The organism is Roseibium sp. (genome assembly GCF_048261595.1).
GTDB lineage: Bacteria > Pseudomonadota > Alphaproteobacteria > Rhizobiales > Stappiaceae > Roseibium.
In genome coordinates, this window is record NZ_JBLXFW010000001.1 from 359,712 (window position 1) to 373,664 (window position 13,953).

Below are 13,953 nucleotides of genomic sequence, written 5' to 3' on the forward strand. Positions count from 1 at the left end.
TTGTTACACTGGCGCAAAGCCCTCAACCGGTTCTCGAAGATCCGGCAGGTCAACCAGGAACGTCAGAGCGAATTGATTCTGGAGATCGATGAGGCCTTGGAAACCCTCGATACCTCATCCAGGCCAGTGCGGGAAACGGGTAGCAGTCCGTCACCTTGAGTAGCATCGCCAATTCTGCCTTTCCGATGCGGCTGATCTCGTTCCTATCCGGCAGACAAGTTTTCACGGACGGCGGTAAATTCCGCCGTCCTTTTTTCGTTCCAACCGGATGGGGCTTGGGCTCAGTTCATATCCACCAGTTGTGACATCGGGAATCTGATCTCGCACAGGAGACCGTCGGGCTCGAACTTCAGTGCCACCTGACCGTCCAGAGACGGACCCACCGACCGCTCCAACAGGATCTTACCGAAGCCCTGACGGGTGGGTTCGGTTACGGCGGGGCCATCGGTTTCCTTCCACCGCAGGAAGACTGTGTCTCCCTCCCTGTGCCACGTCAGGCTCAGGCGTCCGTCAGGTACCGAGAGGGAGCCATATTTCGCGGCATTGGTCGTCAGTTCATGGAGGGCCAGACCAAGGTTCTGGGCAGCTTCAGCGGATACGTGGATTGGATCACCGGCAATCGTTACCTGAGGACTGTGGGGATCAACCGTCTGTGAAAGATGCACATTGATGAGTTCCTCAAGCCCTGCGCCAAACCAGGAGTGAGATACGAGAAGATCATGGGAGGCTGCCATTGCCTGGAGCCGCGCGGAGAACCGCTGAACAAACTCGTCCTTGTCCTTCGTCCTCGCTGCGGTCTGCCGTGCCATTGCCTGAATGACAGCCAGCAGATTTTTCGACCGGTGTGTCAGCTCCCGCATGACAAGGCGCATCTGGCGTTCGTTGTTTTTCTTGTGCGTCAAGTCCACCGCGGTGCCAATCACGCCGCAGATTTCGTCATCACCGTCGAATTTCGGATCGAGGCGAAGATCGTAACATTTCTGCTTTCCATTCAGCACAATGTCGACTTCGAGCTGAACGCGTTCGCCGCTCTCGAAGACCTGTTTCTTGGGCGCGATAAGGCTCAGCTGGTCTTCGGTGGAAAACAGGTCATAGTCCGTCTTGCCCAGATAGTCCTGCTGCCCGGTTCCGGGCGGCGGGTTGACGATATGAACGTAGCGCAGGTCAAGGTCCTGTTCGAAAACCGTGATCAGCGAGCCATCGAGGGCAGCCTCGAAACGCCGATTTGCCTCGGTAAGCTGCGAGGCCATTGAAGCCAGGCGAACTTCAAAAAGGTTCTTCTCGGTCATGTCGAGGGCGGTGCACAGCAGACCATTGATGTTGCCGGCATCATCGCGCGTCGCATTCACCGTCAGATCAAGATAGAGCGTTCCCTCGGCCTCCGTCTCAAGCGCGATGGAGATCGACTGCGTCTTTCCTGTTGCGAGAACCTCACGTTTAAGCGCAACCGTCAGGTCGGAAGTCTCTTTCGGGAAGAGGTCGACGTCCGTCGAGCCGATGATCTCTTCGGCATCGCAGTCCACGCGCGGATTGTGGATCCAGGTATACCTGAGATCCTTGTCCTGAGTGAAAACGGTGATGTTCGATCCGGTCAGAGCCGCCTCGAACCGGTCCCTGGCTTCATCGAGCTCATGCGTTCGGCCCACGAGTGCCTCGTCTAGACGCGCGTTTGCCTTTTGAAGTGCAACGTTCGCCGCTTCAAGAGCCTGTGGTGAGGGTAGAGCAAGCAGCCTTGGTATCTGTGGCCATATGGCGATGGCCGTTGATACGGAAATGATAGCCGTACCGGCCTTTACCAGTCCCTGGGCCCCGTAGGCCGGAATCCACAGGGTAAGTAGCGCAGTGAAATGCGTGAGCGCGCATGCCACGATGAAGGCCATGAAAAGATATGCGATCAGTCTTGCATCTTCGTTCAGGTCCTTGCGCTTTTTCAGAAAGACGAGCATCGCGCCGGGAATGCTGATGTAGGCCAGACCGATCAGGGCATCCGATATTGCGTGCATGGCGACAAGATCCGGGCGCCAAAGCAAACAATAACCGTGAGGCATGAAGCTGGCGGCGCCGAACAGATAGTCCAAGATTGTATTCATAATAATTCCGATCAGGGGAAATTGCCGGATCGGACGCAGCAATTTCGGACGATTTACGGAGGCTCGAGTGCTTAGAATGGCGTCGACGAAGCCGCTTCTGCAGCTCCGGCGATCAGTGGTCAACGCGCGAGAACGGAAATGGTTGCGTAAATAATTTCAGGAACCGGTGGCCGGGCTGCCCGTTTGCTTCCCGTCATGTCCAGGAACTGAAAGGAGTTCATCATGAACTGGAACCAGATCGAAGGAAATTGGAAGCAATTCAAGGGCAAGGCACTTGCTCAGTGGGGCAAGCTGACCGATGACGAACTCGACCAGATCGAAGGCCGTCAGACCGAGCTTGCCGGCCTTATCCAGGAACGCTACGGCAAGACCGAGGAAGAAGCCAAACGTGAGATCGACGATTGGATGGGGCGGATCTGAGCCCTTTCCAGCGCGTAACAAGAAGGCGGGGTCAAACCCCGCCTTTTTTGTGTGCTCTTCAATGTGGGAAAGGACTTCGGTCAGGTTCTCTCATTTGCCCCTGTCCCTCAAGGTCTGGCATGAACTGCCGGCTGAAAGATCGACTGCAGAACGAGCAAGGCAGGTATGGCCAGCAACCCTCCGACCGGTCCCCAGAGCCAAACCCAAAATCCCAGGGAAAGCACGACGAACAGCGGCTCAACCCTCATTCTCTTGCCCAGCACACTCGGCGTAACGAAGTTGGCTTCGACGAGGTTCACGGCGAAGAAGACAAGGGCCGGCAGCAGCATGTACAGGGTCGTACCATCGCGTAGCAAGCCCGCTCCCAACAGCAACAACGTCAGGATGAAGGGTCCGACATATGGTATGAAGTTCAGCATTCCTGCCAGTGCTCCCCAGAACCAGGCATTGGGCAGACCGATAAGCGCAAGCGCAATCCCGGTGACCACTGCAAGACCGAGGTTGATTGCGGAAACGACGGCGAGATAGTCCGCAACAGTCGCTTCCGCCCTCCCAATGGTCTGGCGCAGGCGTCGTGCCCAGAGGGATGTCGCGCCACGCGCCGTCAGCGATGCTGTCAATCTCGAGCGTGAGGCCAAATAGAAATAGAGAACCCCGGTGAAAAGAACGAGCTGCCCGCCGGCTGCCGGTAGGCTGATCGCAATTCCGCCAAGAAACGCGGGAGCCGAAACGACGGTCTTGTCACCCGAGGTGTCAATCCCGGTCGTTTCCTGCACGGCGTCCGCCGCGCTTTCAATCGTGAGAAGCAGTTCCTTGACATCGTTCAGCTGCCGTCTCAAGGCCGCATAGATTTCGGGCAGGCGCGCCCACCATTCCTCGAAGGGCAGGACGAGAATGCGCATGGCGAAGAGACAAACCACCACCATTGCAACGACGATGAAGCCGGCCGCCAGTCCCGGGTATACCCCCTGGCGTTCGAGCACCACCTGAAATCGGCCGAGTCCCAAACCGAGAAAAAGCGCTGCCATGACAGGCACCATGATCCCCTGCCCTTCCTGGAGGGCCCAGATCGCGGCGACGGCGAATATTCCCCAGATCGCGAAGCGGGTCGAGGCGGTCTCAGCGAGGCTGCGACGCACCCCACCCTTGATCACGGGCGTATCTGTCTTGTTGTCCAGTTGGGATTGGAGCATGTCATCTTCTCCAGGGTGTCCGGAACCGGGGTCAGTTCCAGGAACGGGGATCGAGCCCCTCTCGATCAACGCCGTTCAATGAAACCCGTTCCCGATCAGGAGACCGTGGCGCCCAATCACTTCGTCAAAAGAAAAACCCCGGCACCAGGCCGGGGTTCTCGCGCCCTGCGACGGGAGGGAGAGGATCATGCCGCAACGGACGCAGTCGAGTTGAAAAACAGAGCTTGGCTGATACCGGCCTTGACCGTATTCGGATCGAAGGGCTTGGTGATCAGGAAGGTCGGCTCAGGCCGTTCGCCGGTAAGCAGACGTTCGGGGAAGGACGTGATGAAGATGACCGGGACATCGAAATCACTGAGAATATCCTTGACCGCATCGATACCGGAGGATCCGTCGGCCAGCTGAATGTCGGCGAGGACCAGTCCCGGCTTTTCGTTCCGGGCCGCGACAACGGCCTCAGCGGCTGTGCGCGCCACGGTGGTAACGCGGTGGCCAAGGCTGGTGACGATGTCCGCCAGATCCATGGAAATGAGCGGCTCGTCCTCGATGATGAGAACCTGGGTGGCGGTTTGACGGTCGATCTCGTTGATCGCTTCGCTGATCAACCGGGAAACGTCATCCTCGGTCTTGCCAATGATATGAGCGACCTCGGCTGCCTTGAACCCTTCGAGGGTGGAAAGCAAAAGCGTCTGACGGCTTTCCGGGGTCATGCTGGAAAGACGTTGCTGGGCTGTCTTTTCAAAGATGGAGACGCTTCCGTCCTGCGCGGGAGCCGCGATCATTGTCGCGTTCCACAAGACATGGAACAGATGGTAGAGGCCGATCTTGGCACCATTGCTCATGTCGAAGGCAGAACTGTCTGCGACCAACGTCTGCAAGCAAGCGCGAACGTAGGCATCACCGCTTTTCTGGGAACCGGCGAGCGCTCTTGCATAGCGACGGAGATACGGAAGATGGGGAGCAATTTCCTGAGAAAGACTTCCGGGCATGAGTTCATTATCCTTTTGCGTCTGTCCTGCCGATCCTGGTGCCGGAAGGACGCTATGAGCGCCTTAGCGCCAATCCGTAAACTTCCGGATGCGAAAAAAGTTCCGAACCAAGGGAACTTTTTTTTGGGGCCGCAGTTTACTGATCAGAACAATCAAGGGATCGACGCCCTATTTTGGGTCCCGGGGCCAAGGAGAAGTTATGGCGCAGAGCAGAAAGACCGCCCAATCACCCCTGTCTGACGGGCTTATTGCACCCGGCAAGCTCGGACGGACGAAAGAGGACTGGATCGGGAACCAGTTGAAGAAGATCTACGACGAGGCGGTCACCGAGGATATTCCCGATGACATGCTCGCCCTTCTTAGCCAGCTGGACGGCTCGCCCGACGACGAGTCTGGAGAGGAGTGTGCACGGTGAGTGACGCTGCCTTCAAACGCGAGCTGGTCGAGGCCATTCCCTCGTTAAGAGCGTTCGCGCGCTCACTTGCCGGGAACCGCGACCGCGCCGACGACCTTGTTCAGGAAACCCTGGCCAAGGCTATCGACAAACGAGCCAGCTATACACCAGGGACCAACCTTATCGCCTGGCTCGTCACCATCCTGCGCAATCAATATTACACCGAAGGGCGCAAGCTGAAGCGTGAGGTTGCCGACAGCGATGGCATCCACGCCGCCTCCCTTACAGACATACCGCAACAGGGTGGGCATCTCGAAATGTCCGACTTTCTGAGCGCGCTCCAGTGCCTGCCGGAGGATCAGCGCGAAGCCCTTATCCTCATCGGCGCCAGCGGTTTCTCCTATGACGAAGCCGCGGAAGTTCTTGGTGTGCGCACCGGCACGGTCAAGAGCCGGGTGTCCCGGGCAAGGATGCGCCTTGAAGAACTGATGAATGGATCGCCGGATTTCGTCAGGGACGACAACGGCGCGCAACAGTCAGCCCAAATGCTCCAGGCCGCACTTTCGGTCTGACATAAGCAAACAAGAAAAAAGCCGGGACAATCGTCCCGGCTTTTTTTGTCGACTAGGTTTTTCTAGCGCGATTCAAGGGCTGTGCGGGCATTCTCGAGGTTCTCCATGCAGGCCTCCTCATCGCCCTCTTTTGCCGCAAGGCGGGCAGCTTCCAGGTACTCTTCCACTGAAGCCTCTCCCGGGGGCATGCCGAACCAGCTTTCGGTCGGCTTTGCATCAATGGCAGGGATCGTAACCTCGTCGCCATTAGCTTCGACGGTGACCTGTTCCGGCTGCTCTTCGGTTGTCTTCTGCTCAATCGGCATAGCGTCCAGCCGAGCCTGCACTGCATCGACTTCACCGATACACCCGGCCGCCAGGGCCTGCGAGCTGAACAGCATCCCGATGCCAAGCGCCAAGGGAGAAACGTATTTGAAATTCACGGCCATAATAACCTCCATGGTTTGATACAGGATCAACGCATCCAACGGCTGTATGTTCCGTTCGTCGCGCCAGGTTTCCTGCGAATTTTCCGGAATTCGAGAGCGCGGCTGCGCACAAAAACAAAGGGCCTGCAGCCAGGCTGCAGGCCCTTTTCAGGATGTTGGTCGGGCAGTTTATGCGCGGCCGCGGATGAGATGCACGACTGCGGTGATCGCGAACAGCGCAAGAGCGACGACGAAGATGATCTTCGCGATGGACATGGCGGTACCCGCAATGCCGCCGAATCCGAGAACAGCGGCAACAAGAGCGACGATCAGAAAAAGAAGAGCCCAGTTCAGCATGATGACATTCCTTTCAGAAGTGACGTTTCAGCGGTGGATGTTCAAGTTATTAATTCACACACGATAAAATCGTTCCCGATCTATTTTCTTGCGCCGCGTTTCTCGTGCTCCCCCGTCACCCGCGTGGCACCGCCGGGGCGTTCAAATGCCCTCTTCATATGATCCTCGGTTCCAACGTCACGGGCGACGTTGCCACCACTGCGCCCACCTTCGTGGCGAACATCCTCCGCCAGGGTAAGCGGTTCCTCGAGTTGTTTCTGGCGCTCACCTCTGGATTTCGTTTCCATATCGCGTCTCCTTTGAAACTTCCGGGGCGCCAAGCTTCAGCGCACCTTCTTCAAGGAAACGAATGACCGCCCTCCCCGTTCCCGGCCCTCTCGACGGCAATGTCATTAAAATTATTTCGGAACCTTTTCATTGCTCGCCACGTTCTCCTCACGACCTCGCAAGACACAGGAGATGTGACATGGAATACGGACTTCTTGGACTGCTCGTCCTCATCGCCGACATCTACGCGATCATCAAGACTCTCTCGAGCTCTGCCTCCACCGGTGCGAAGATCCTCTGGGTGCTGGGCATTTTGATCTTCCCGGTCGTCGGCTTCATCGTCTGGCTGCTCGCCGGCCCTCGCGGATCGAGCCATTCGATAGCTTAACCGAAGCATCTTAAAGTTTTAATCTCTGACTCCTCCCCCGCATGACACCTTGACCGCCGACCCCACAAGTCGGCGGTCTTTTTTATTTCAACCGAAAAAATTTTTACATATTTTTTAGGAACCAATAGTGCTCGCGTTCATTTCCTACCCGACACCCCAAGCAAGCGTGTCAGTAAATCCAAATCTGGAGAGTGAATGATGCTTCGCACTATTCTTGCAACGACCGCCCTTGCCACTGTTCTTTCGGTTCCGGTATCTGCCGCAGACAATCAGCCTGTGCAAATGGACCCGGCCGCCAAAGTAGAAGTGCAGGAAAATACCAACCTGTACCTCTTCGACATGAACACCCTGGCTGAGCAGAGCGCTCGCGGTTACCTGGCCTCGAACCTGATCGGCAAGTACGTCTACACATCCAATGCCGAAGACGCTGACTCCGTTGGCGACATCAATGACATTGTAATCGGTGAAGACGGTCAGATCCGTGCTGTCATCGTCGGTGTCGGCGGCTTCCTGGGTATCGGCGAAAAGGACGTTGCGGTTGACTTCGATCGCCTGGCCATGGTCGCCGTCGATGATGACGAGCTCCGCGTGACCTCGGACGTCTCCAAGGAAGAGCTGGAAGCAGCTCAGGAGTACGAGCGCCCGGACTACATCCCGGACTGGATGACCTCGTCCAACGTTCGCAATGAAATGGACAAGGTTGCCGATGCAACCAAGCAGACTTACGAGACCGTCCGCGACGAAGCCAAGACCGCGTGGGACAACACCACTGCGAAGATGGCCGACGGCACCTGGATGGAAGGCAAGACCCAGGTCGAAACCGGTACGATTTCCGCAGAGACCCTGATCGGTGCCACCGTCTACAACAACGCCAATGAAGACATCGGCGAAGTCAGCGAAGTCCTTCTGACGGCTGACGGCGAGATCGATGCAGCAGTTCTGGATGTCGGTGGCTTCCTCGGTATCGGCGAGAAGCCGGTCGCAGTGAGCTTCACCGAGCTGACCATCTACAAGGACGAAGACGGCGAACTCTATGTCTCTACGCCGTTCACCCGCGCGGAACTTGAGCAGGGCGCGGCTTATGACGCCGAAACCTACAAGTCCGATCGCGATGCGATGGTGATCGGCTCCTAACAGCCTGCCTGTCCAACAGCCCGCCCATCAGCTCCGATGGGCGGGCTTTTTCTGTTCTGGGATTGTCTTGCGAGGCGCTTGTTTGGCCTCGTCCACGCCAAAATCCCTTCACCTACGCTCACCGGCACTAAAAATTTAGACTGCTCAGTATTACAACGTAAAGATCCATGAAAGAGCATCGCACCCGTTTTGCGCGCCTCCTGCCAAGAACCTGTTTCCGTTGTTATTTCGTCCGCAACTCCCTGCTTACTCGAATGCGGGACACGGAAAGGTTTCTGAGCGGACCAAAGGTTTCCGGCTACTAAAAAATTGACCGTTTGCGCCAGATCAAAAACATTCAGACCAATGAATGTTTCCATACGTCACCTGCTGCCGCAAGGCACTTTCAAACGGAGGGTTGGTTGATGTTTAGACAGTCTGGACAAGGCAAGGTCATTGCAGCCGCAACGGTGGCCGCCATGATGATGGCTGGCGTTTCTACGCTGATGGTTTCCAATTCGGATATCTCGCTCGTGACGGCGGCGCAGGCCCAGGGCCACGGTAGCGGCGGTTCGGGCGGCGGCGGTTCCGGTGGTTCTGGTGGTGGTGGCCACGGCGGTGGTTCTGGCGGATCTGGCGGTTCGGGCGGAGCCGGAGGCTCAGGCGGATCGGCGGGATCTGTTGGAGGTGCCGGCGGCGCAGCGGGCTCCGGCTGGATACGCCCCGAACCCCGTGCTTCGCAGAGCTCGGAGCCGACCACACAGCAGCCGACGGCAACCGTGAAGAAGAAATCCACGTCCCCGTCCAAGAAATCGACGGCATCCAGCGGAAGCGGCAAATCCGGCACCAGTGCCACGCCACAGAAGGCCGCTGGCATTCCGAAGGGCGGCAAGCCGGAAAACACAGGCGGTCAGATGGCCGGCAAGAGCGGCAAGACCTTTGCGGAAATTCTGCTGTCCGTGACCGGCGACGACGATTCCGATCGTCCGGACTGGGCCAAGCAGCCCGGCGGCAAGGATGGTGCGGGTGGCGGCCGGCCGGACACCTCCGGCTCAAAGAAAGGCGATCTCTTCGGCGACCTCTGGGTGATCGACCGTGACGAAAACGGCGTGCCGATACTGACGGCAGAAGGCTGGGTTCAGCCGCTTGATGCCGACGGCAATCCGATTCCGCTCGATGAAGAAGGTCACCCGGTAGACGAAAGCCTGACCGTTGAGGTGGAACTCGGACGCCTCAATGTCGGCCGGGCTCCCACGAGCGTCCTGCTGCGCCGGGCGGACGAAGTTGTCACGCTGCTGAACGATGCAACCGCGCTGACCACGGATGCAGCCGGCCGCCTGGTGCTGACGGTGGACGGTGTCGCAAAAACGATCGACTCGCCGCTTGAGAACCTGGCGATCTACGTTGCCCTCATGTCCGATGGATCCATTCCCGGTGTATCGGATCTGCCGGGAACCGACTTCGACTTCATGATCGACGGCGTATTTACCGGTGAGGACCTGGCTGCATCGACCTCGTTCCTGGCGGCTGCGACCGACAAGACCGGAGCATTCTCCAGCGACGAGATTGCCTATATCAATGCATTTCTTGGCGTAAATCTGACCTCGTCGGGCGACGTTGCCTATTCGGAGATCGACTATTCCGCCTTCACCTATGACCGTTCGGCTGTTTACAGCGGCGTAACGGCTGAGGTCCTGGTTCTTCAGGATGGCGTCTGGGTACCGACCGAGGTAAATATCTACGAAGCCGTGTTCGGCAGTGCCACTGCGACGGTTTCAGGTAGCCTTGATGCCTATACCGTTGCGGCAGACGATGCCCGCATGGTGATCAACTTCATCCATGAGTATGAAGTCCCGGCAGAAGATTTGGGGGACGTTGCTCACTAAGTGATCACCGAGTGATAACTCAGAAAATGAAAGAGGGCGGACCGAAAGGCCCGCCCTCTTTGCTGTTCTATCGATGGTATCACACCGGAGGGTTTCTGAACGCAGCGCTCAGACTTCGAGCCACTCCTGCCGCACCGCTTCATTTGCCATGAGCTCGGCCGGTGTGCCCTCGAACACGATCTGGCCATGGCCCATGACATAGACACGGTGGGAGATCCGGGTCGCGATGACCAGCCGCTGCTCAACAAGCAGGATAGAGATCCCGCGCAGACCGATTTCCTGCAAAAGCTCTCCGATCCGCTCCACCATCTGGGGCGCCAGTCCCTCTGTGGGCTCATCGATCATGATGAGATCGGGATTGCCCATCAAGGTCCGGCAGATCGTCAACATCTGCTGTTCGCCACCCGAAAGCGCCCCGCCTGGAGCATTTGCACGCTCCTTCAGCTGCGGGAACATCTTCCAGGTTTCGTCGATACTCCAGCGTCCGGCAGACTGACCGGACTTTTCGCCCATGATCAGGTTCTGCTCGACCGTCAGCGTCGGAAAGATCGAGCGTTCCTCCGGTACATAGCCAATACCCTTGCGCGCAATCTCGTAAGGATTGCGTCCGGCAATCTGCTCACCCTTGAAGGTGATTGTGCCTTCGGGTGAGGGATCACCCATGATCGCCTTGAGCGTCGTCGACCGGCCGACACCGTTGCGGCCGAGGATGGAGACGATCTCCTTTTCATCGACGCTCAGGTTCACCCCCTGCAGGATGTGGCTCTTGCCGTAGTAGGCGTGAAGATTCTGAACTGAAAGCATCATGCCACCTCGACTCCCAGGTACGCCTTCTGGACTTCCGGGTTGGCCTTGATGCGCTCAGGCGTATCAGACGCAATCACCTCGCCGTAGACAAGCACGGTGATGCGATCTGCCAGGTCGAAGACGACGCCCATGTCGTGCTCGATCATGACCAGTGTCCGGTTCTCGCTGACCTTGCGGATGAGCGCGACCATGCGTTCGGTTTCCGCATGGCTCATGCCTGCCATCGGCTCATCGAGCAGAAGCATCTCCGCATTGCCGGCGATCGCAAGTCCGATTTCCAGCGCGCGCTGCTCCGCATAGGCAAGCACGCCCGCAGGCGTATCGGCCCGGTCCAGCAGGTTGATCTCGCTCAGGATCTGGTGCGTGCGTTCTTCGGCATCGGCGAGCTTGTCGACATTGCGCCAGAAAGCATACCGGTAGCCGAGGCCCCAGAGCGTGGCACAGCGCACGTTTTCCCAAACGCTGAGCTGCGGAAAGATATTCGTGATCTGGAAGCTGCGGGACAGCCCCATCCGATTGATCTGCTCCGGAGACTGTCCGGCGATCTCGGTTCCACGGAACCGGATGCTGCCGCTCGTCGGCGTATAGTGACCGCTGATTAGGTGAAACAGGGTGGACTTCCCTGCCCCGTTCGGACCGATCACCGCGTGGCGTTCACCCGCGGGCACCGCCAGATCCACCCCACGAATGATGCGCGTGCTGCCGAAGCTCTTTTCGAGCCCCTTGAGTTCCAGAACCGGAGTTGTGGCGCTATTGGTCATTGCCCCCTCCCAATTGTAACAGCTGCGCCATATGCTTCTCCGGCCATTTTCGCCGTTCGCAGGAAAACCCAAGTTCCGCCTCCGAACAGGCAGAGTGCCAATGCCCAGGCCAGGATGGAGTTGGCCTCGAACGGAACGTAGAGGAACGACATGGATGTGCCTTCCGAGGTGGCGACCGACAGCTGATGCGTCATCTCGATCACCATGCTGAACCCGGTCAGGGCTATCAGGCCGGGGACCAGTGCCGCCAGGTAATACGGCAAGACCTTGAGAAGGCTTCCATTTCGGATCAGCGGCACCTGCGCGGCAAGGATGCCGGCGAGGCCTCTGGGTGCGAACATCACCATGGCGATGAACATCAGGCCGAAATAGAGTTCCCAGACTTCCGTGATGTCGCTGAGCGACAGCTGCAGATAGGTGATCAGGATAGCCCCCAGGATCGGACCGGCGAAGTTGCCGACACCACCGATGTAGGTCATGAGGATCACCGCCCCGGATTCATGAGAGCTCATCTGCGCCGAGTTGACGATCTCGAAATTGATCGCAGCAAGCGCACCGGCAATTCCTGCAAACAGGCCGGCGAGTGAGAACGCGATGAAACGGACGGTACCGGTATTGTAGCCGATGAACTGCACCCGGTGCGGATTGTCCCGCACGGCATTGCAAATTCGCCCGAACGGAGTGCGCGTAAGCGCATACATGCACCCCATCGAAATCAGGCACCAGACCGCGATCAGGTAGTAGATCTGGATCTGGGGGCCGAAGCTCCATCCGAAGATGTGTACAAGATCCGTTCGATCCACGGTGATACCCTCTTCACCACCGAAGAAGTAACGAAGGATCAGGGCGCTTGAAGCCACCAGCTCACCGATTCCAAGCGTGATCATGGCGAATGCAGTGCCTGCCCGCTTCGTCGCAACAGCGCCGAAGACGATGCCGAAGATCAGGCCGGTGATTGCCCCGAACACGGGATAGACAACCAGTCCGAAGGGCAATCCGCCACCGGCAAAGGCATTCAGCATGTGAACGGTCAGGAAACCGCCGAGTCCGAAGAAGACCGCGTGACCGAACGACAGGAGACCGGTCTGGCCCAGGAGCATGTTGTAGGACAGCGCGAAGATGATCATCGTGCCCATCAGGCACATGGTCGAAATCGCAAGGCCCGAGGAGAAGATCTGGGGCAACAGGACGAGCGTTGCAGCCGTGAGCACCCAGATACCTATGGTGAGTGCCGGCGACCGGCGACCGCGCGCTCCCAGCTTGAGTTTGGTGGTGTCAATCATGTGTCACGAGTTCCCATCAATCCGCGCGGCCTGAAGATCAGGATCATCACCAACAGGATGTACGGGATGACCGGGGCGATCTGGGCGATGGTGACGGACCAGATGTCCTTGAAGAAACGGCCGACATCGCTGGTTGGGATGAAGGACCCGAAGGCATCGGCCAGCGAGACGTCGAACGCGACGGCGAAGGTCTGGACCAATCCGATCATCAGCGACGCGATGAAGGCACCGCCCAGGGATCCGAGCCCCCCGACAACCACCACAACGAAGAGGATCGGTCCGAGCAGACCGGCCATGTTCGACTGGGTGACGAGCACCGGTCCTGCGATCACGCCCGCGACTGCGGCCAAGGCCACGCCGACGCCGAAGACCGCCATGAAGACGCGATCGACGTTGTGACCGAGCATACCGACCATTTCCGGATGACTTAGTGCCGCCTGGACCACGAGCCCGACGCGGGTCCGCTTGATCACCAGCAGAAGTGCGATGAAGATCGCGACCGAGGCCAGCAAGGCGAACAGCTTGAAGGCCGGATAGTTCGTCGAGAAGGCGGTGAAAGCAGAGAAATCCAGCGATGCGGGAATACGGAAATCCGCCGGCAGCTTGCCCCAGATCATTTCAACCAGTTCCTGGATGACGAATGTCAGGCCAAAGGTGAACAAAAGCTCGGCAACGTGACCATGCTTGTGAACATGGCGCAGGCCGTAGCGTTCGACGAACATGCCGATCACGCCGACGACAACCGGCGCCAGCACAAGAGCGGGCCAGAAACCGAGGTGACGGGTAATCTCGAAGCCGAAGAAGGCACCAAGCATGTAAAAGCTGGCATGGGCCAGGTTCAGGACGCCCATCATCGAGAAGATGACGGTAAGTCCGCTCGCCATCAGGAACAGCAACATTCCGTAAAGAACGCCGTTGATGGTCGATATGAATAGAATTTCCAACAAGCTACGGCTCGCTCTGAAAGAGTTCTCTTGGGGCGCCTTCTTCCGGGGCGCCAGAAAACTGATCCCGGCGGTGGGCGCC

Annotated in this window: 17 protein-coding genes; 6 read left to right on the forward strand and 11 right to left on the reverse strand. The window is 58.1% G+C overall.

All coding sequences use genetic code 11. From position 1 onward, the window contains the following. Window positions 1–281 precede the first annotated feature (281 nt). Window positions 282–2,090 (reverse strand): sensor histidine kinase, encoded by a 1,809-nt coding sequence (locus ACN0SY_RS01545; RefSeq protein WP_417683999.1) that lies wholly within the window; start codon window positions 2,088–2,090, stop codon window positions 282–284. 222 nt (window positions 2,091–2,312) lie between these two features. Here ACN0SY_RS01545 and ACN0SY_RS01550 point away from each other — a divergent pair, with 222 nt between their 5' ends. Then, window positions 2,313–2,510, forward strand: a complete 198-nt coding sequence (locus tag ACN0SY_RS01550) for a CsbD family protein (RefSeq protein ID WP_417684000.1) — start codon at window positions 2,313–2,315, stop codon at window positions 2,508–2,510. Window positions 2,511–2,617: 107 nt separating this feature from the next. Here the strand turns inward: ACN0SY_RS01550 and ACN0SY_RS01555 are convergent, their stop codons facing one another. Further along, window positions 2,618–3,703: an AI-2E family transporter gene (locus tag ACN0SY_RS01555; protein ID WP_417684001.1), complete on the reverse strand. Its 1,086-nt coding sequence runs from the start codon at window positions 3,701–3,703 to the stop codon at window positions 2,618–2,620. A gap of 185 nt (window positions 3,704–3,888) precedes the next feature. Continuing rightward, window positions 3,889–4,692 (reverse strand): response regulator, encoded by an 804-nt coding sequence (locus ACN0SY_RS01560; protein ID WP_417684002.1) that lies wholly within the window; start codon window positions 4,690–4,692, stop codon window positions 3,889–3,891. Between the two features lie 199 nt (window positions 4,693–4,891). Between ACN0SY_RS01560 and ACN0SY_RS01565 the strand changes: the two genes are divergently transcribed. Beyond that, window positions 4,892–5,107 carry a NepR family anti-sigma factor gene (locus ACN0SY_RS01565; protein ID WP_417684003.1) on the forward strand — a complete coding sequence of 72 codons (216 nt, stop codon included), beginning with the start codon at window positions 4,892–4,894 and terminating at the stop codon, window positions 5,105–5,107. Next, on the forward strand, window positions 5,104–5,658 hold the full coding sequence (locus tag ACN0SY_RS01570) for a sigma-70 family RNA polymerase sigma factor (RefSeq protein WP_417684004.1): 555 nt from the start codon (window positions 5,104–5,106) through the stop codon (window positions 5,656–5,658). Before ACN0SY_RS01565 ends, ACN0SY_RS01570 begins: the two co-directional genes overlap by 4 nt. 62 nt (window positions 5,659–5,720) lie before the next feature. Here ACN0SY_RS01570 and ACN0SY_RS01575 read toward each other — a convergent pair whose 3' ends face one another. From ACN0SY_RS01575 to ACN0SY_RS01585, 3 genes are all read right to left on the reverse strand, one after another. Further along, the gene (locus ACN0SY_RS01575; protein ID WP_417684005.1) at window positions 5,721–6,086 is read right to left on the reverse strand and encodes a hypothetical protein; all 366 of its coding nucleotides are present in this window, start codon (window positions 6,084–6,086) and stop codon (window positions 5,721–5,723) included. A gap of 168 nt (window positions 6,087–6,254) precedes the next feature. Continuing rightward, a complete protein-coding gene (locus ACN0SY_RS01580; RefSeq protein ID WP_417684006.1) occupies window positions 6,255–6,422 on the reverse strand; it encodes a DUF1328 domain-containing protein in 168 nt (55 codons plus the stop codon). A gap of 80 nt (window positions 6,423–6,502) precedes the next feature. Beyond that, window positions 6,503–6,709, reverse strand: a complete 207-nt coding sequence (locus ACN0SY_RS01585; protein WP_417684007.1) for a hypothetical protein — start codon at window positions 6,707–6,709, stop codon at window positions 6,503–6,505. Window positions 6,710–6,888: 179 nt separating this feature from the next. On the opposite strand from ACN0SY_RS01585, the gene ACN0SY_RS01590 reads away from it, so the two are divergent. Further along, window positions 6,889–7,077 (forward strand): PLD nuclease N-terminal domain-containing protein, encoded by a 189-nt coding sequence (locus tag ACN0SY_RS01590; protein ID WP_417684008.1) that lies wholly within the window; start codon window positions 6,889–6,891, stop codon window positions 7,075–7,077. Between the two features lie 195 nt (window positions 7,078–7,272). Further along, window positions 7,273–8,211 (forward strand): PRC-barrel domain-containing protein, encoded by a 939-nt coding sequence (locus ACN0SY_RS01595; protein WP_417684009.1) that lies wholly within the window; start codon window positions 7,273–7,275, stop codon window positions 8,209–8,211. Here ACN0SY_RS01595 and ACN0SY_RS01600 read toward each other — a convergent pair. Continuing rightward, window positions 8,208–8,570, reverse strand: coding sequence for a hypothetical protein (locus ACN0SY_RS01600; RefSeq protein WP_417684010.1), 363 nt, complete (start codon window positions 8,568–8,570; stop codon window positions 8,208–8,210). The genes ACN0SY_RS01595 and ACN0SY_RS01600 overlap by 4 nt on opposite strands. A 45-nt stretch (window positions 8,571–8,615) precedes the next feature. Between ACN0SY_RS01600 and ACN0SY_RS01605 the strand changes: the two genes are divergently transcribed. Further along, complete coding sequence (locus ACN0SY_RS01605) at window positions 8,616–10,076, forward strand: hypothetical protein (protein ID WP_417684011.1); 1,461 nt, start codon at window positions 8,616–8,618, stop codon at window positions 10,074–10,076. Window positions 10,077–10,184: 108 nt separating this feature from the next. On the opposite strand, the gene ACN0SY_RS01610 is transcribed toward ACN0SY_RS01605, so the two are convergent. Genes ACN0SY_RS01610 through ACN0SY_RS01625 form a run of 4 tightly spaced genes read right to left on the reverse strand, consistent with a single transcriptional unit; the run spans window position 10,185 to window position 13,874 of the window. Next, on the reverse strand, window positions 10,185–10,880 hold the full coding sequence (locus tag ACN0SY_RS01610) for an ABC transporter ATP-binding protein (RefSeq protein ID WP_417685841.1): 696 nt from the start codon (window positions 10,878–10,880) through the stop codon (window positions 10,185–10,187). Further along, window positions 10,880–11,644 carry an ABC transporter ATP-binding protein gene (locus ACN0SY_RS01615; RefSeq protein WP_417684012.1) on the reverse strand — a complete coding sequence of 255 codons (765 nt, stop codon included), beginning with the start codon at window positions 11,642–11,644 and terminating at the stop codon, window positions 10,880–10,882. Before ACN0SY_RS01615 ends, ACN0SY_RS01610 begins: the two co-directional genes overlap by 1 nt. Further along, the gene (locus ACN0SY_RS01620; protein WP_417684013.1) at window positions 11,641–12,927 is read right to left on the reverse strand and encodes a branched-chain amino acid ABC transporter permease; all 1,287 of its coding nucleotides are present in this window, start codon (window positions 12,925–12,927) and stop codon (window positions 11,641–11,643) included. The genes ACN0SY_RS01615 and ACN0SY_RS01620 overlap by 4 nt, the downstream gene beginning before the upstream one ends. Next, a complete protein-coding gene (locus ACN0SY_RS01625; RefSeq protein ID WP_417684014.1) occupies window positions 12,924–13,874 on the reverse strand; it encodes a branched-chain amino acid ABC transporter permease in 951 nt (316 codons plus the stop codon). The genes ACN0SY_RS01620 and ACN0SY_RS01625 overlap by 4 nt, the downstream gene beginning before the upstream one ends. Window positions 13,875–13,953: the final 79 nt, after the last annotated feature.